Origin of the sequence: Pseudomonas sp. NPDC086251 (genome assembly GCF_044746405.1) — a bacterium.
Classification (GTDB): domain Bacteria; phylum Pseudomonadota; class Gammaproteobacteria; order Pseudomonadales; family Pseudomonadaceae; genus Aquipseudomonas.
Genome location: NZ_JBIVBY010000025.1, coordinates 1 through 16,238 on the forward strand (window position 1 = coordinate 1; position 16,238 = coordinate 16,238).

A 16,238-nucleotide genomic window follows, 5' to 3' on the forward strand; every position below is an offset into this window, starting at 1 on the left:
GTACGGAGATCGATTCATCAGACCAAACTGGTGAAATGAAGGCCTGCCTAACGGCAGGCCGTTATCGGCCCGCACACAAAAAATCTGACACTCTCGGCTTGGGCCTCATCGCGAGCAGGCTCGCTCCCACAGTGGATCTTCAGTGTCCACAAACCCTGTGGGAGCGAGCCTGCTCGCGATCCGATGGCGCAGCCAGCGGCCATTCACCCTTTACTTCGGAATCAGTGCCCCAGGCACCTGAATCACCCGACTCGCCAACCGATGCCCCGCCTCGGCCGCCTCCACCGGGCTGCCACCTTTCAGCCGACTGGCCAAATACGCCGCGCTGAACGAATCCCCCGCCGCCGTGGTATCCACCACGCGCTCAACCACCTGAGCCGGCACTTCAAACAACTCGCCATCACAACGAATCAGGCACGCCTCGGCGCCACGCTTGAGCACCACTTCAGGCGTGCCGATCTGCTCATAAGCGGCAAACACCGCCTCGACATCGGAAAAATGAAACAGCGCCTGCTCGTCATCGACCGTCAGCAACGCCAGGTCGACGTAGGGTAAAACGCTGCGATACGCTGCCCGCGCTTCCTCGATCGAGGCCCACAAACGTGGCCTATAGTTGTTGTCGAAAACGATCCGCGCATCCCGCTGCCGGGCCTCGATCAAGGTTTCCAGCAGCTTCTCCCGACCTTGCACGCCAAGTACCGCCAAGGTGATGCCACTGAAATACAGCACGTCGTAATCCGGCAACGCCGCCAGGATCTGTGCGGCGGCCGGGGTGGTGAAGCAATCGCGCACGGCCGCCTCGTTGCGCCAGTAGAGAAAACGCCGTTCGCCGGCCGCGTCAGTCTGGATGCAATACAAGCCAGGCAGTCGGCCCGGCAAGCGCTGGACCATGCCGAGGCCGAGGTTTTCGGCGGCCCAGCTTTGGCACATGGCATCGCTGAAACTGTCATCGCCCAGTGCCGTGACGTAGTCGACCGTGCCGCCCTCGGCCAACTCCCGGGACAAATAGACCGCCGTGTTCAGGGTATCGCCGCCGAAGCTTTGTTGCAGGCTGCCGTCGGCGCGCTGTTGCAGCTCGATCATGCATTCGCCGATCAGGGCGATGCGCGGGGTGTTGGGGCCGAGGGTGTTGATGGTGTGCATGTGTGGGGTCTCTGGTGTTGCGGTGGTGTCTGAGCGGGCCTCTTCGCGAGCAAGCCCGCTCCCACATTGGAATGCGTTCCCCTGTGGGAGCGGGCTTGCTCGCGAAAGCCGCGCCGCGGTCTAGACCTTAGAAACAGGTTTCCATGGTTTCGATGACGTTCAAATGCTCATCCACCAGGCAGCCGATCCGCCACTTGTCGAACGTCAGGCACGGGTGCGACGTGCCGAACGAAATGATGTCGCCCACGCGCAACTCAACCCCCGGCGCCACGGTCATGAACGCATGTTGATCCATCACCGCGGTCACCTTGCAGGCGCTCACGTCGTCGCCCGTCGCCGGCACCACGCCAGCCTTGTAACGCAACAACGGCACCGGCAAACCGGCGTCGTAGGCCACGTCGCGTTTACCCAGGGCGATCACCGCAAACCCTGGCTCCGGCAACGATTGCACGTGCGCCCAGACTTCCAGCGCCGGGCGCAGGCCTTCGTGCAGGTCGCTGCGACGGTCGAGCACGCAGCATTGCGCTTCTTTGTAGATGCCATGGTCGTGCGCCACGTAACTGCCGGGGCGCAGCACGCTGAGGAAACGCCCGGCGGCGTTCTGCGCTTCAAAGGATTCGGCGATCAAGTCGTACCAGGCCGAACCCGACGCGGTGATGATCGGCTTGGGAATCGCGAAGGCGCCGCTGTCCTGCAACTGCACCGCCAGACGCACCAGGGACGCGGCGAATTCGCGGATCCCGCTCACGGCATGATCACCGTGGATCACGCCTTCGTAGCCTTCGATGCCGGTCAGCGCCAACGCCGGTTGCGCGTTGATGGCTTTGGCCAGGGCGACGACTTCCTCTTCCGAGCGGCAACCGCAACGACCGCCGACCACGCCGTACTCGATCATCACGTTCAAGCGCACGCCACGCGAGGCGAAGTACGCGCCGAGGTCAGCGACGTTGTCCGGGTGATCGACCATGCAATGGAAATCGAACGCCGGGTCCGCCAGCAGATCGGCGATCAGCGCCATGTTCGGCGTGCCGACCAACTGGTTGGCCATCAACACCCGATGCACGCCATGGGCATAGGCCGCACGGGTCTGGGTCGCGCTGGCGAGGGTGATGCCCCAGGCACCGGCGTCGAGTTGGCGGCGGAACAGCGCCGGGGTCATGCTGGTTTTGCCGTGGGGCGCCAGTTCCGCGCCGCTGTTGCTGACGAAGGTCTGCATCCAGCGAATGTTGTGCTCCAGTGCTTCGCGATGCAGCACCAGCGCTGGCAGGCTGACGTCGCGCACCAGGTTGGCGCCGGTGTGGGCAAAGCCCTTTTCCACGGCGGCAGTATTTTTGGCAGAAGACATGGTCGAACTCCTCACATTCGCGGCCGCAGGCAGCCGCTGTTATTCGTTGATGCGACGGGCCAGGCTGTTGGCGCTGTCGATCAGCACCCGGCGATAGTCGTTGTAGTTTTTCTTCGCATCGGCCCGTGGGGCGACGATGCACAGGGTCGCAATGGCCACGCCGCCGGGGTCTTTGACCGGGGCGGCGAAGCAATGGGTAAAGGTGTCGGCGACGCTATCGAAAGAGAAAAATCCGTCGAGACCGGCCTGACGGATTTCTCCGAGAAACTGTTCCAGCGGCAAGCGTTCGCCACCCGGCAGGATAAAGTCGTCGTGGTCGATCAGGTCGATGATTTCCTGATCGCTCAGATGCGTCAGCAGCAAGCGTCCGGAGGCGGTCCAGGGGATCGGCGCGTTCTCGCCGATGTCCGAGGAAATGCGGAAATGCCGCTCGCCCTCCTTCATCAACGCCACGGTGTATTTGCGCCCGTTGAGCAGGCACATCTGCGCGGTTTCGTGGGTCTGGCTGACGATCTCCTGCAAGGCGTGATCGGCCTCGCGGGTCAGGTCGAAATGGCGCAAATGCGCCTGCCCGAGGAAGTACAGCTGACGGCCGAGGTAGACGTGACCGTCCTTGCCCACAGGCTCGAGAATCCGTCGCTCCAGCAGCGAAGCCACCAGTTCGTAGACCGTGGATTTCGGGCTACCGATGCCGCTGGCGATTTCGTTCGGGCGCAGGGGTTGGCCGATTTCCTTGAGGAAATCGAGGATATCGAACGCCCGGTCCAGACCGCGAGCCCGGCGCTTGATGGTGTCTTCGGTCATGTCAGTGGTTCCCCTTCAAAATGCCGGGAGTTTACCTAGGGTGTTGCAGTGACCGTTAGGCCGTCTTCGCGGGCAAGCCTCGCTCCTACAGGTAATCGTCGTCTGTAGGAGCGAGGCTTGCCCGCGAAGAATTCACCGCAAGTCTCAGGCCTTTTTCTTGTACGCGATGCAGTCGATCTCGACTTTGCAGTCGACCATCATGTTCGCCTGCACGCAGGCCCGAGCCGGTGCGTGTTCGCTTTTGAAGTACTCGGAGAACACCTTGTTGAAACTGGTGAAATCCCGCGGATCCTCCAGCCACACGCCAGCACGCACCACATCTTCCAGGCCATAACCGGCCTCTTCGAGAATCGCGATCAGGTTCTTCATGGTCTGATGGGTCTGTTCGACAATGCCGCCAGTAATAATCTCGCCGTCCACCGCCGGCACCTGCCCGGAAACGTGCAGCCAGCCATCGGCTTCAACGGCGCGGGCGAAAGGACGAGGCGTGCCGCCTGCAGCGGAGCTGCCGGTGCCGTAACGAGTAATGCTCATGAGTGTTTCTCCTGATTTGAAAGTGAACGGTTAAAAGCGCGTGTTCTTGAGGAACTCCGCCAGACGCGGTGATTGCGGGCGCTCGAACAGCTCCTTGGGTGGCCCCTGCTCTTCGATGCGCCCCTGATTCATGAAGACGATCTTGTCCGAGACCTCGAAGGCGAAACGCATTTCGTGGGTCACCAGCAGCATGGTCATGCCGTCTTCGGCCAGGCCCTTGATCACGCTCAGCACTTCGCCGACCAGCTCCGGGTCAAGGGCCGAGGTGACTTCGTCGAACAGCATCAGGCTCGGGTTCATCGCAATGGCCCGGGCAATCGCCACGCGCTGCTGCTGACCGCCGGACAACTGGCCAGGATAGTGATCGCGACGCTCCAGCAAACCGACGCGCTCCAGCCATTTTTCCGCCAGTGCGACGGCCTCGTCCTTGTGCAGCTTCTTGACCTTGAGCAGACCGAGCGTGACGTTCTGCAACGCGGTGAGGTGCGGAAACAGGTTGAACTGCTGGAACGCCATGCCGGTCATGGCGCGATGACGGGCGATGACTTTTTCCGCGTGACGCACGCGTTTGCCGTTGATTTCGTCATAACCGATGGACTCGCCATCGAGCATGATCTGCCCGCCCTGAAACTCTTCGAGCATGTTCACGCAACGCAGCAGCGTGGTCTTGCCCGAGCCACTGGAGCCGATCAGCGTGACCACGTTGCCGCGCTGCATGGTCAGGTCGACGCCCTTGAGCACTTCGAGCTGGCCGTACTTTTTGTGCAACCCGCGAATGTCCAGCAGGGGTTGGCCGTTTTGCGTTTTTGTTGCTTGAGTCTGAGTCATGGCAAGGCCACCCGCTTTTCAATGTGCCGGCCGAGTAATTCGATGGCGTAGTTGATGACGAAAAACAGAAATCCGGCGAACAGGTAAAACTCCAGGGTCATGAAGGTGCGAGCGATGATCTGCTGCGTACTGAGCAGCAGTTCGGCCACACCGATCACCGACAGCAAGGTCGAGGCCTTGACGATCTCGGTGGAGGAGTTGACCCACGTCGGCAAGATCTGCCGCAACGCCTGAGGCAACAGCACGTAGCTCAAGGATTGAAAGAACGTCAGGCCGATGGCCTTGCTCGCCTCCATCTGGCCGCTGGGCAACGCTTGCAATGCACCGCGCACGATCTCGGCGACGTGGGAGCCGCAAAACAGCGTCAACCCCAACGCACCGGCCTGAAACGCACTGATCTGCCAGCCCAGCGCCGGGGCCATATAGAAGCAGGCCAGGACCAATACAAACACCGGCGTACCGCGAATCAGGTCGACGTAAAAGCGAAACGGTGCGCGCATCCAGAACGTGCCGTAGGTCAGCACCAGACCGGCGACGATGCCGACCATCGTGCCCAGCAGAATCGCCAGCGCCGAGACCTGCACGCTGGTCAAAAAGCCCTGCCACAGCACTTCCCGGGCGACCCATAACTCATGCAACCAACTGGGGGATTCGTACATGGGGGCCTCCTATCGGCGAATCGCCAGACGCTGCTCGAGGTAACGCAGCAGCATGGCAATGAGGTAACAGGCCGCAACATAGAGCGCTGTGGTGACCAGCCAGGTTTCAATCACCCGGTAGCTTTCGACATTGATCTTGCGCGCGTAATACGTCAGCTCCGGCACGGCAATCGCCGCCGCCAGCGAGGTGTCCTTGAACAGCGAAATGAAGTTGTTCGACAGCGCCGGCAGCACATTGCGCAGCATCACCGGCACGGTGACGTAGGCCTTGACCTGCCATTCACCGAGCCCGATGGCCAACCCGGCTTCGCGCTGGCCCTTGGGAATGCTCAACAGTCCGCCACGGAACACTTCGGTCAGGTACGCCCCGGCATACAACGACAGGGTGATGATGAACGACGGGATCTTGTCCAGACGAATCCCCAGGCTCGGCAACGCAAAGTAGATCAACAGAATCAACACCAGAATCGGCGTATTACGGATCACCGTCACATACACCGACGCCAGCACCCGCAACGCGCGGTGCTTCGAGAGCAAAGCAAACGCCATCAGCAGGCCGATCACGCAGCCGATGGCGATCGACACCAAGGCCAGTTCGAGGCCCAGACCGAGCCCCGCCAGCAAGGTGTCGAAATCGCGCCACACGGCGGCAAAATTCAACTGATAGTTCATGGTCAGCAGTACCTTGAGCGGGGCGATTTAAAACCGCCCCACTCTCACGGGATCATTTGAATTCGACAGGGAAACCGATGGCGGGTGTCGGCAAATCGACCCCGAACCACTGCTTGAAGGAGGCCGCGTACGTTGGGAACTCAACGCCGGTCATGGCTTCATGCAAGGTGGTGTTGACGAAGTTCAGCCAGTCCTGATCGCCGCGTTTAACGGCGCAGGCGTAAGTCTGTGGGCTCCAGGCGTAGGCCGGGCTGCGGTAGCGGCCCTGGTTCTGCACCATCAGGTATTTCACCGAAGACTGGTCGGTGGCGGCGGCATCGGCACGGCCAGAGTTCACCGCCTGATACATCAGGTCGACGCTGTCGTATTGATCGACCTTGGCTTTAGGCAACGCCTGGTGCACCAGTTCTTCGGCGTAGACGTTTTGCAGCACCGCCACGGTGACGCTGTCGCCAGCGGCTTTCAGGTCTTCGATTTCCTTGTACTTGCTGTTGGCCGGCAACAACAGGCCGACGCCTTCGCGGTAGTACGGCAGCGTGAACGCGACCTGCTGCGCACGGCTGGCGGTCACGGTAATGAATTGGCAGCTCATGTCGACCTTGTCGGTCAGCAGGTTGGGAATCCGCGCATCGGACGACTGCACCACGAACTCGACCTTGCTCGGGTCGTTGAACAACCCTTTGGCCACCATGCGCGCGATATCGATATCGAAACCCTGCAACATGCCGTCCGCGCCCTGGAAGTGCCACGGCGCATTGGTACTGCCCGTGCCCACAATCAATTTGCCACGGGCCAGCACGCTATCGAGCTTACTGTCCGCCGCCTGAGCAACACCCATGGCAGCAGCCGAAGCCGCGAAAAGAAAAACACACGCTTTGAACAAAGAAGGTCGGCGATGCATGGCAAGCACTCCAGGGTGATGTGTATTCCGTTATACCGGACGTTGGTGTGTAACAACGGAATAGACAGCAGAAAGTGTGCCACAGGATGCGGAGGGAATGTAGAGGAGATTGAAAAGTGTTTTGAATCAGAGGGATGCGCAAAACGGCGCAAGCGGTGTTACGAAAGGCACAAGTGAAGAAGCGCTACCGTTGGCTACGGAGGGCGGGTATCAGGTTCACAGTGGGTGCGGTGATGGCTGAAATGGAGCAGAGGTGCTGCCAGGCATTATCGCTCGCCCGCGTCGCTGTAAACGTCGCCCCGCTCTCTTTTCCCGACTGCTATTACAGTCACTACCAGCACTTCATCAATGACGCGATAAACCATTCGATACCCGGCGCTGCGCAGCTTGATTTTGTACGCATTTCCAAGACCGCTAAGTCGATCGGCTGGAACGTGCGGGTTTCCAAGCCGCTCCTGAAGCTTTTTTTTGAACTGCTCCCTCAAATTTGCCCCAAGCTTTTTCCATTCTTTCCAGGCCTTCTCGGAAAATTCCAGCTCATAGGTCATCAATTGAAACCTTTATGGTCGGATCGTTTTCGCGCTCTTTACAAAGGGCTATCAGCTCCAGATCCTCCAGGCGATTCATCATCGCCTCATACTCTTTGGCAGGCACACAATAGAAAGCCGGTTCGTTACGGTTGAGGATCGCAACTGATTGACCACCACCGGCGGCAACCGTACCCATCGGGTTTTTTTTCAATTCAGAAATACTCGCTACAACATGCGAAAGCACGATATGTGTCATGAAGATGCCCCTTAGAGTGCTTTTAGGAGTGCTAAAAATAGCACTCCGAAGCGAATCTGACTTCAATGCTTTTGACATAGAGGGGCGGTGACCATGAGCAGTTAAGGACGTATAGAAGTTACCACTTCACATCCTTCTCAATTTCCGAGTCTCCTATCGGGCGGGTCCTGCAATCGCGTGAGTTCTGTCCAAATTCCCGTGGGAAAATTCCAGGATGGGATGGTGAGCGTAGGAATGTTCTGTCAATCAACGAATGCGGCAGCGCTCAACAGGACCTCATCGCGAGCAGGCTCGCTCCCACATTAGTTCGCGCTCCATCAAACAATGGAGATCAAATGTGGGAGTGAGCCTGCTCGCGAAGGGGCCTTCAGATTCAGCGAAAAATTACCCGCCAACGCGAGCCAGAAACACCCGCGTCACCCGCCGCTCTTCCACCGACATGACGGTCATCCGCCACCCTTCCCACTCATGGCTGTCGCCGATCATCGGCAAACGATCGAGCAGGCTCACCACCAACCCGGCCAGGGTTTGATAGTCGTCGGTCGGCTCCGCAGCAAACCCGGTGTGTTGGCGCACCCGCGCCAGGTTCAATGCGCCGCTGACGACAAATCCGCCCTTCTCTTCAACCACATCCGGACCTTCGATTTCGCTGGCGTCAGGCAGCTCACCAGCGATCGATTCGAGGATGTCGGTCATGGTCAGCACGCCGACAAAGTCGCCGAATTCATTGACCACAAAGGCGATGTGGGTCGACGCCTTGCGCATTTGTTCCAGGGCATTGAGGATCGAATAGCTGTCCAGCAGGTTGACGGTCTGGCGCGCCAGGTGCGCAAGATCGGGCTGGTTGCCGGCCAGGTATTCCTTGAGCAATTCCTTCTTGTGCACGAAGCCCAGCGGTTCATCCACGGCGCCGTCGCGAATCAGCGGCAGCCGCGAGTAGGACGAATGCATCAGCCGCGTACGAATCGCCTCGGCGTCCTCGGCCAGGTCGATGTGATCGACGTCAGCGCGCACGGTCATCAAGCTGCGGATCGGCCGCTCGGCCAGTTGCAGCACGCCGCTGATCATCACGCGCTCCCGACGATCAAACAGCACTTCGCTCGACGCTTCACCGCTGTCCAGCATGTCGGCAATTTCCTCGCCGACCTCTTCCACCGCCAGCTTGCGACCGCCAAGCAAACGCATCACCGCATGGGCTGTGCGCTCACGCATCGGCCGCATGCCTTGCATGGATTTTTTGCGTCGAGCCCGGGCGATCTGGTTGAACACTTCGATCAGGATGGAGAAACCGATGGCCGCGTAAAGGTAGCCCTTCGGAATGTGGAAGCCCAGGCCTTCAGCGGTCAGCGCGAAGCCGATCATCATCAGGAACCCCAGGCAGAGCATGATCACCGTCGGGTGTTCGTTGACGAAACGTGTCAGCGGTTTGCTGGCGACAATCATCAGACCGATGGAAATGATCACCGCGGTCATCATCACCGCCAGTTCATCAACCATGCCCACGGCGGTAATCACCGCATCGAGCGAGAACACCGCATCGAGCACCACAATCTGCGCGACGATCGGCCAGAACATTGCGTAAGCCGCATTGGACGAACGCTGGCCGACATGGCCCTCAAGCCGTTCGTGCAACTCCATGGTCGCCTTGAACAACAGGAACACACCGCCGAACAGCATGATCAGGTCGCGACCGGAGAAACTCTTGTCGAACACTTCGAACAGTGGCTGAGTCAGCGTGACCAGCCAGGAAATACTCGCCAGCAGGCCCAGGCGCATCAGCAACGCCAGGGATAAACCGATGATTCGCGCACGGTCGCGCTGCTCGGGCGGCAATTTGTCCGCCAGGATCGCGATGAACACCAGGTTGTCGATGCCGAGCACCAACTCCAGCACGATCAACGTCAACAGGCCCAGCCACGCGGTGGGGTCAGCTATCCATTCCATAAAAACGTCTCGATCTCGTCAGTGAATTCAGAATGCCGGGCACGGCAAGGCGCGGCGCAGAGGCCGTGGGGCTGCAATGTCAAAGGCGTTCGGAAGTCGAAAGACGGGATGTTTCGCGTGCATCAAGGCCGCGTGGTGGCGCGAGGAGAAAGGATAACCGGGAGGCTCCAGAAGGGTGTTCATGCAAGTCCTGAAAGGAAAAAGGACTTGGATCGTACAGGCGAAGGGGACAATTCCTACAGCCGGAAATCATTACAAAATCTGTAAAACCTTGAGATATCGTTATTCTGACGGCCGTCTTCGCGAGCAAGCCCGCTCCCACACTTGATCTCCATTAATTGATAGAACGTGGACTCATGTGGGAGCGGGCTTGCTCGCGAAGCTTTTGCTCTTAAAGGTTTCTGACCTTCTCGATATACCGCGACACCGCCGCTGATTTCTCGAACCGCCGATAGATCAGCGACAACCACGAACTCGCTTCACAGCCCTTGATCGACCGGTATAACACTCCGGGCAAACCGACGTGCCCGACCACCGACTCCGGCACCACCGCCACGCCCTGCCCTAACGAAACCAACGCAATCACCGCCACCAGGCCGCCCGGTTGCGCCCCCAGTTTCGGTGCAAAGCCGCCCTCGGCGGCGACTTGCAGCGTGCCGCTGATTTGTTCCGGGAGGATGAATGTCTCGTTCTGCAGGTGCTCTGGATTGATCTCGGGCAAACGACACAGCCAGGACTCGCTCGACAGCGCCAGCACAAAGCCTTCGGCGTCCAGGCGAATGGCGTCCAGGCCTTCGGGCAAGGTCATCGGTGAGCGCACATAACCAATGTCGAATCGCCCCTCGACCACCATCGCCGGCAATGACGCCATGGGGCTTTCCCGCACATTCAGGCTGACATCGGGACACTCGCGACTGAAGGCCTGCACCTGCTTTTGCAGCAAGCCCGAATAGACCGCCGAGGCCACGTAACCCAGTTCGATATGACCAATATCCCCACGCCCGGCCCGCTGGGCGTTGTGCTGGGCGTATTCGAATTGGCGCACGGTCGCCTCGGCCTCGATCAGCAACGCGGCGCCGGCTTCGGTCAGGCTGACTTCACGTGTCTGGCGCACGAACAAGCGGGTGCCGAGTTCGTTCTCCATGTCCTGGATCTGCCGGGTCAAGGTTGGCGGCGCGATACCCAGTTGCTCGGCGGCGCGGGTGAAGTTGCCTTGCCGGGCAACGGCCAGAAAATAGCGGAAATGCCGTATGTCCATGGGTGTATTAGCTCAAAGGTAATGAAGTCCCGATGCCTGGCTAACGAAGGCTTTAATGGGCCACGATAAACTCACTGGCAATCACAGTAGAGAGCCAGCGCCATGTACGTCAAACCCCAGATTGCCGTTGTGATCAATGATCTTGCCCAAAAGGCAATCCGGCCATGAGCCGGGTCAACCCGCGCCTGACGCTGCTGACAGCCTCCGGCGTCTGCTCGCTGATCGTCCTCGACACCAATATAGTCGCGGTCACCCTGCCAACGATCGCGCGGGACCTGGGCGCAAACTTCGCGGATATCGAATGGGTGGTCAGCGCCTACATGCTGGCCTTCGCCGCCCTGCTGTTGCCGGCCGGGAGCATCGCCGACCGCTTCGGCCGACAGAAAACCCTGCTCTGGGGCCTGGGCATTTTCATCCTCGCGTCCATCGGTTGTGGCGCCGCGCCCAACGCGTTGTTTCTCGACATCGCCCGTGCCGTTAAAGGCGTCGGCGCCGCGTTGCTGTTGACTTCGGCACTGGCCTCCATTGGCCACACCTTTCACGACGAAGTCGAACGGGCCAAGGCCTGGGCGTTCTGGGGTGCGTGCATGGGCGTGGCGATGACCGCCGCGCCGACGGTCGGTGGGCTGATCACTGAATACATGGGCTGGCGCTGGATTTTCTACCTCAATCTGCCCGTCGGTTTGTTCCTGATGGCGATGGTCTGGCGCGCGGTGCCGGAGTCTCGAGACCCGCAATCGGCACGCCTCGATCCATGGGGCAGCCTGGCGTTCAGTGCGAGTTTGCTGTGTTTGATCTGGGGCCTGATCGAGGCCAACCGGATCGGCTGGAGCAACCCGCTGACCTACGCCCGACTCATCGGCGGCGGCCTGTTGCTTGGGCTGTTCGTGGTGATTGAACGGATGCAGCAGCGGCCGATGGTCGATCTGCAATTGTTCAAACACCCGCGTTTCATCGGCGCGCTGTTGGGCATGTTTGCCTACGCCGGTTGCGCCCAGGTGATGATGACGCTGCTGCCGTTCTACCTGCAAAACGGCCTGGGTTTCTCGGCCATCGCGTCGGGCCTGGGGATGCTGCCGTTTGCCCTGACCATGTTGATTTGCCCGCGCATCGGCGTGCGCCTGGCCAGCCGATTCGCCCCGGCAACGATCATGGCCACCGGTCTGACGCTGGTCGGCAGCGGCAACCTGCTCAGCGCCTGGGCGGTCAGCAGCGGCGGCTACCTGCCCTTCGCCCTGGCGATTGCCGTGACCGGTGCCGGTGCCGGGCTGCTCAATGGCGATACACAAAAAAACATCATGGCGTGCGTACCACGGGAGCGTACCGGGATGGCGTCGGGCATGAGCACCACCATGCGTTTCAGTGCGATTGTGCTGGCCATCGGCGTGTTCGGTGCGTTGCTATCCAGCCACACCGAACAGTTGTTGCGCACCAGCCTGTCCGCACACGGCGCGCAATGGCTCGGCCAAACCCAGGGCATCGCCTCGCGGGTGGTGGCCGGTGACATGGCGGCGGCGATGAGCCTGCTGCCCGACGCTGCGCGCACGGTGGTCGAACCGTTGGCGCGCCAGGCCTTCGTCGGCGGGTTCAGTCTGCTGCTGTGGGTCGCGGGTTTGCTGGCCTTACTCGGGGCGCTGGTGGTGGGGACGCTGATGCGCAAGCCGATTCCAACCGTGTCGAGCGGTTCGGTGAAGGCTGCGAACGTCACTCATGCTTGAGTGACGCCAGCACCCGCTCGGCGTTCGCATCGCAGGCCATGCCCTCGGGTTTGGCCTCGATGTTGTCGAGCAACCCCAGCAATTGCGCCTTGCTCTGGGCAAGGTGCAGTTGCATGGCTTCAATCTGCTCGATCTTGCGCCCAAGGCCCGCCACCAGTTCGTCGTGATTGAACGCACCGGTCACGTTATCGGGGAGCAACTGCTTGAGTTCTTCCAGACTGAACCCGGCCTGCTGGGCGCACTGGATGATTTGCAAGGTCTGCAACACTTGCGCCGGGTAACGCCGATAACCGTTGGCCTGACGCTCCACCTGACGGATCAAGCCCTGAGCCTCGTAAAACCGAATGCGCGATGCGTTCAAGCCACTTAACTGCGCCAATTCACCAATCTTCATCATCGCCTCATTTGCCTGCTTGACATTAAAGTTAACTTTAAGCTTAGCCTCTGCTCTTCACTGATGAGGAGTCAAGCATGTCGCCCTTCCAAGCGTTGAATTTGCCCAACGGCCAGACCATCGGCAATCGTATCGCCAAAGCTGCGATGGAAGAGAACCTTGCCGACACCGGACAGGCGCCTTCCGCCGCGTTGTTTCACTTGTATCAGGCCTGGGCCGAAGGCGAAGCCGGGCTGCTGTTGACCGGCAATGTGATGATCGACCGCCGCGCCATGACCGGTCCCGGTGGCGTGGTGCTGGAAGACGAGCGCGACCTTGAACACTTCCGCCAATGGGCGCGCATCGGCCGTGCCGGTGGTGCGCAGTTCTGGGTGCAACTCAATCATCCCGGGCGCCAGACCATGGCCAACCTCGGCCAGCAAGCCTGGGCGCCTTCGGCGGTGGCGCTGGATCTCGGTTCGTTTTCAAAGATGTTTGCCGAGCCCAAGCCAATGAGCGAGGCCGACATCGACGAGGTGATTCAACGCTTCGCCACCAGCGCCGCTCTCGCGGAAAAAGCCGGTTTTACCGGCGTGCAGATTCATGCCGCGCACGGTTATCTGATCAGTCAATTCCTCTCGCCGCTGACCAATCGCCGGACCGATCGCTGGGGTGGCTCGCTGGAAAATCGTGCGCGTCTGCTGATCAATGTGGTCAGTGCTGTGCGTAAAGCCGTCTCACCGCAGTTCTGCGTGTCGGTGAAGCTCAACTCGGCGGACTTCCAGCGCGGCGGTTTCGATGCCGACGATGCCCGACACGTCATCCAGTGGCTCAACGAACAACAGATCGACCTGCTGGAACTCTCCGGCGGCAGCTACGAAGCGCCGGCCATGCAAGGCGAGGCGCGCGATGGTCGGACCTTGGCGCGTGAGGCGTATTTTCTGGAGATGGCCGGTGAGTTGGCTGGCGTGGCGAAGATGCCGGTGATGGTCACGGGCGGCATCCGGCGCCTGGCGATTGTCGAACAGGTGCTTGACAGCGGCATTGCCATGGCCGGCATCGGCACGGCACTGGCGATTGAACCCGACCTGGTCAAACGTTGGCGTGCAGGTCAGAACAGCCATCCGCAACTGCCGCCGATTCGCTGGAAACGCAAACCGCTGGCGGCGCTGGCGAGCATGGCGGTGGTCAAGTTCCAGCTCAGTCGCCTGAGTCGCGGGCGCAAGACCCGGCCTGAGGTGTCGGCGATATGGGCGTTGATTGTTGATCGGCTGTATATCGCCCGACGGACTCGGCAGTATCGGCAGGCGATGCAGATTAAGCGTGATTATCCGGCACCGAGCTGATGCTTTCGCGAGCAAGCCCGCTCCCACATTAGTCCGTGTTCGATCAAAAAATGGAGATCGAATGTGGGAGCGGGCTTGCTCGCGAAGAGGCCGGCAGAGACAACACAAGACTCAGCCTGAAATCAGCTCATCGATATGTCGATAATCGGCTTGTAGTTCCAATGCCAACTGCTTCGCCCGGCCAAGCCGAATCGGCCCGCGCTCGATATCGATCAGCAGCCCCGGACAGTCGAGCGCCGGCAACGATGGCCACTCCTTCAGACGACCATCCGTCACCAACAACAACCGCTGCCGCTCCGCTGGAAAACGCTTCTGCCGTGCCGCCAGCCACTGCCCCGCCTCGCCCAATGCGGCCAGCAACGGCGTGCCGCCACCGGCGCCCAGGCCATCGAGCCAATGACGCAAACCCGTCGAAGCCTTCAGCCCTTGTACCTGCCATTTCGGCGCGACACCGCTGGCTGTCAGCAAGGCCAGGCGTGCACGCTGGCGATAGGCATCGTCGAACAGTTGCGCCAGCAATCCCTTGGCGTCACTCAACGCCTGATGACGGCGCGTCGAGGCCGAAGCGTCGACGATCACCAGCCACAGTTCATGGGGTGAACGGGTGCGCAGGTGAAACAGCACGTCAGCGCGCAGACGCGGGCGGCCGTTGAGCAAGGTGCCAGGCCAGTTGATCGAGCCGTTGCGGGCGGCGTGACGCTTGCCTTGCTTGCCGTTGTCCAGGCGTCCGGCATGGGGTCTGGCATTCGCCCCCGCGTCAGATCGAGGGCGAATGCCTAAGGCTTTTTTGGCCAGCTCGGCACTTCACGACGGGCGCCCACCGGCAGCGCTTGCGCGGGCATTTCACCCCATTGGCCCTGGCCTTCGCTCGGGCTGGAAGGCTGGGCCGAAGGGGCCTGGGATTGTTGCGGCGCCGGTGGCGACTGTTCGCGGCGCCGATGGCGCAAGGCGAACTCCGCAACGGCGTCGATATCTTCCTCGGTGATACCACTTGCCCCTCGCCACGCCGCGTGGGCTCGGGCTGCGCGCAGCCAGACCAGGTCGGCGCGCAAGCCATCGACGCCAGCGGCAAAGCAGCGCTCGGTAATCTGTGCCAGCGCTTGATCGTCGAGAGGAATGCTTGCCAATGCGCTACGCGCTTTCTGGCAACGCTCGCGCAACGACTGCTGCTGACGTTCCCATTCGGCACAGAAGCGTTGCGGATCACTGTCGAAATCCAGTCGCCGACGGATGATCTGGCCGCGTTCGGCCGGCTGGGTGTGACCACTGAGGGCGACGTTCAGGCCGAAGCGGTCGAGCAGTTGCGGGCGCAATTCGCCCTCTTCCGGGTTCATGGTGCCGATCAGCACGAACTTCGCCGAATGCCGATGGGAAATGCCATCGCGCTCGATCAGGTTGGTGCCGCTGGCGGCCACGTCGAGCAACAGGTCGACGAGGTGATCGGGCAGCAGGTTCACTTCATCGACGTAGAGCACGCCGCCGTCAGCCTTGGCCAGCACGCCGGGGGAAAATTGCGCGCGGCCTTCGCTCAGGGCTGCGTCGAGGTCGAGGGTGCCGACCAAACGTTCTTCAGTGGCGCCCAAGGGCAAGGTGACAAATTGGCCGCTGGCCAGCAGGTCCGCGAGGCCGCGTGCCAGGGTGGACTTGGCCATGCCGCGCGGGCCTTCGATCAGCACACCGCCGATTTTCGGGTCGATGGCGGTCAGGTACAGGGCGAGCTTCAAGTCGTCGGCGCCGACCACGGCGGAGAGCGGGAAATGCGGGGTGTCGGTCATTATTAAATCTCGGTCATGGTCGGTGATCCATCAACAAATATCACAGGCACTTAAATCCCTGTGGGAGCGGGCTTGCTCGCGAGAGGCCATTACATACGCCATCATCGTTGACTGGCAGATCGCCTTCGCGAGCAAGCCCGCTCCCACAGGGG

General features: G+C 60.8%; 17 protein-coding genes. 2 read left to right on the plus strand and 15 right to left on the minus strand.

The window, feature by feature from the left end:
• Positions 1-210: 210 nt before the first annotated feature.
• From ACIPL2_RS25085 to ACIPL2_RS25140, 12 genes are all read right to left on the minus strand, one after another.
• On the minus strand, positions 211-1,143 hold the full coding sequence (locus ACIPL2_RS25085; protein WP_401360841.1) for a sugar kinase: 933 nt from the start codon (positions 1,141-1,143) through the stop codon (positions 211-213).
• A gap of 127 nt (positions 1,144-1,270) precedes the next feature.
• Entirely contained in the window at positions 1,271-2,488 is a 1,218-nt protein-coding gene (locus ACIPL2_RS25090) for an amino acid deaminase (protein WP_401360843.1), read from the minus strand.
• A gap of 39 nt (positions 2,489-2,527) precedes the next feature.
• Positions 2,528-3,292: an IclR family transcriptional regulator gene (locus ACIPL2_RS25095; protein WP_401360845.1), complete on the minus strand. Its 765-nt coding sequence runs from the start codon at positions 3,290-3,292 to the stop codon at positions 2,528-2,530.
• 144 nt (positions 3,293-3,436) lie between these two features.
• Positions 3,437-3,826, minus strand: coding sequence for a RidA family protein (locus ACIPL2_RS25100; RefSeq protein WP_401360847.1), 390 nt, complete (start codon positions 3,824-3,826; stop codon positions 3,437-3,439).
• Positions 3,827-3,856: 30 nt separating this feature from the next.
• Positions 3,857-4,654 carry an amino acid ABC transporter ATP-binding protein gene (locus ACIPL2_RS25105; RefSeq protein ID WP_401360849.1) on the minus strand — a complete coding sequence of 266 codons (798 nt, stop codon included), beginning with the start codon at positions 4,652-4,654 and terminating at the stop codon, positions 3,857-3,859.
• Entirely contained in the window at positions 4,651-5,313 is a 663-nt protein-coding gene (locus ACIPL2_RS25110) for an amino acid ABC transporter permease (RefSeq protein ID WP_401360851.1), read from the minus strand. The genes ACIPL2_RS25105 and ACIPL2_RS25110 overlap by 4 nt, the downstream gene beginning before the upstream one ends.
• A gap of 9 nt (positions 5,314-5,322) precedes the next feature.
• The gene (locus ACIPL2_RS25115) at positions 5,323-5,985 is read right to left on the minus strand and encodes an amino acid ABC transporter permease (RefSeq protein ID WP_059405928.1); all 663 of its coding nucleotides are present in this window, start codon (positions 5,983-5,985) and stop codon (positions 5,323-5,325) included.
• 52 nt (positions 5,986-6,037) lie between these two features.
• Positions 6,038-6,886, minus strand: coding sequence for a transporter substrate-binding domain-containing protein (locus ACIPL2_RS25120; RefSeq protein ID WP_401360853.1), 849 nt, complete (start codon positions 6,884-6,886; stop codon positions 6,038-6,040).
• Positions 6,887-7,152: 266 nt separating this feature from the next.
• Complete coding sequence (locus ACIPL2_RS25125) at positions 7,153-7,434, minus strand: type II toxin-antitoxin system RelE/ParE family toxin (protein WP_401360855.1); 282 nt, start codon at positions 7,432-7,434, stop codon at positions 7,153-7,155.
• On the minus strand, positions 7,424-7,672 hold the full coding sequence (locus ACIPL2_RS25130; protein ID WP_059405931.1) for a type II toxin-antitoxin system Phd/YefM family antitoxin: 249 nt from the start codon (positions 7,670-7,672) through the stop codon (positions 7,424-7,426). Before ACIPL2_RS25130 ends, ACIPL2_RS25125 begins: the two co-directional genes overlap by 11 nt.
• 384 nt (positions 7,673-8,056) lie before the next feature.
• Positions 8,057-9,616, minus strand: coding sequence for a transporter associated domain-containing protein (locus tag ACIPL2_RS25135; protein WP_401360858.1), 1,560 nt, complete (start codon positions 9,614-9,616; stop codon positions 8,057-8,059).
• Between the two features lie 391 nt (positions 9,617-10,007).
• On the minus strand, positions 10,008-10,874 hold the full coding sequence (locus ACIPL2_RS25140; RefSeq protein ID WP_401360860.1) for a LysR family transcriptional regulator: 867 nt from the start codon (positions 10,872-10,874) through the stop codon (positions 10,008-10,010).
• A gap of 164 nt (positions 10,875-11,038) precedes the next feature.
• Here ACIPL2_RS25140 and ACIPL2_RS25145 point away from each other — a divergent pair, with 164 nt between their 5' ends.
• The gene (locus tag ACIPL2_RS25145) at positions 11,039-12,592 is read left to right on the plus strand and encodes an MFS transporter (RefSeq protein ID WP_401360862.1); all 1,554 of its coding nucleotides are present in this window, start codon (positions 11,039-11,041) and stop codon (positions 12,590-12,592) included.
• Here ACIPL2_RS25145 and ACIPL2_RS25150 read toward each other — a convergent pair.
• On the minus strand, positions 12,579-12,986 hold the full coding sequence (locus tag ACIPL2_RS25150) for a MerR family transcriptional regulator (RefSeq protein WP_401360864.1): 408 nt from the start codon (positions 12,984-12,986) through the stop codon (positions 12,579-12,581). The genes ACIPL2_RS25145 and ACIPL2_RS25150 overlap by 14 nt on opposite strands.
• A gap of 77 nt (positions 12,987-13,063) precedes the next feature.
• Here ACIPL2_RS25150 and ACIPL2_RS25155 point away from each other — a divergent pair, with 77 nt between their 5' ends.
• On the plus strand, positions 13,064-14,311 hold the full coding sequence (locus tag ACIPL2_RS25155) for an NADH:flavin oxidoreductase/NADH oxidase family protein (RefSeq protein WP_401360866.1): 1,248 nt from the start codon (positions 13,064-13,066) through the stop codon (positions 14,309-14,311).
• Positions 14,312-14,422: 111 nt separating this feature from the next.
• On the opposite strand, the gene ACIPL2_RS25160 is transcribed toward ACIPL2_RS25155, so the two are convergent.
• Both ACIPL2_RS25160 and ACIPL2_RS25165 read right to left on the minus strand, forming a co-directional pair.
• Positions 14,423-15,085, minus strand: coding sequence for a VWA domain-containing protein (locus ACIPL2_RS25160; RefSeq protein ID WP_401360991.1), 663 nt, complete (start codon positions 15,083-15,085; stop codon positions 14,423-14,425).
• Between the two features lie 2 nt (positions 15,086-15,087).
• Positions 15,088-16,086 (minus strand): ATP-binding protein, encoded by a 999-nt coding sequence (locus tag ACIPL2_RS25165; RefSeq protein WP_401360868.1) that lies wholly within the window; start codon positions 16,084-16,086, stop codon positions 15,088-15,090.
• Positions 16,087-16,238 lie beyond the last annotated feature (152 nt).

Coding starts and splice junctions, on each gene's coding strand:
- ACIPL2_RS25095 (WP_401360845.1), bottom strand. CDS start 3,292: ATGACCGAAGACACCATCAAGCGCCGGGCTCGCGGTCTGGACCGGGCG.
- ACIPL2_RS25135 (WP_401360858.1), bottom strand. CDS start 9,616: ATGGAATGGATAGCTGACCCCACCGCGTGGCTGGGCCTGTTGACGTTG.
- ACIPL2_RS25090 (WP_401360843.1), bottom strand. CDS start 2,488: ATGTCTTCTGCCAAAAATACTGCCGCCGTGGAAAAGGGCTTTGCCCAC.
- ACIPL2_RS25115 (WP_059405928.1), bottom strand. CDS start 5,985: ATGAACTATCAGTTGAATTTTGCCGCCGTGTGGCGCGATTTCGACACC.
- ACIPL2_RS25165 (WP_401360868.1), bottom strand. CDS start 16,086: ATGACCGACACCCCGCATTTCCCGCTCTCCGCCGTGGTCGGCGCCGAC.
- ACIPL2_RS25085 (WP_401360841.1), bottom strand. CDS start 1,143: ATGCACACCATCAACACCCTCGGCCCCAACACCCCGCGCATCGCCCTG.
- ACIPL2_RS25150 (WP_401360864.1), bottom strand. CDS start 12,986: ATGAAGATTGGTGAATTGGCGCAGTTAAGTGGCTTGAACGCATCGCGC.
- ACIPL2_RS25120 (WP_401360853.1), bottom strand. CDS start 6,886: ATGCATCGCCGACCTTCTTTGTTCAAAGCGTGTGTTTTTCTTTTCGCG.
- ACIPL2_RS25145 (WP_401360862.1), top strand. CDS start 11,039: ATGAGCCGGGTCAACCCGCGCCTGACGCTGCTGACAGCCTCCGGCGTC.
- ACIPL2_RS25125 (WP_401360855.1), bottom strand. CDS start 7,434: ATGACCTATGAGCTGGAATTTTCCGAGAAGGCCTGGAAAGAATGGAAA.
- ACIPL2_RS25110 (WP_401360851.1), bottom strand. CDS start 5,313: ATGTACGAATCCCCCAGTTGGTTGCATGAGTTATGGGTCGCCCGGGAA.
- ACIPL2_RS25155 (WP_401360866.1), top strand. CDS start 13,064: ATGTCGCCCTTCCAAGCGTTGAATTTGCCCAACGGCCAGACCATCGGC.
- ACIPL2_RS25100 (WP_401360847.1), bottom strand. CDS start 3,826: ATGAGCATTACTCGTTACGGCACCGGCAGCTCCGCTGCAGGCGGCACG.
- ACIPL2_RS25130 (WP_059405931.1), bottom strand. CDS start 7,672: ATGACACATATCGTGCTTTCGCATGTTGTAGCGAGTATTTCTGAATTG.
- ACIPL2_RS25140 (WP_401360860.1), bottom strand. CDS start 10,874: ATGGACATACGGCATTTCCGCTATTTTCTGGCCGTTGCCCGGCAAGGC.
- ACIPL2_RS25105 (WP_401360849.1), bottom strand. CDS start 4,654: ATGACTCAGACTCAAGCAACAAAAACGCAAAACGGCCAACCCCTGCTG.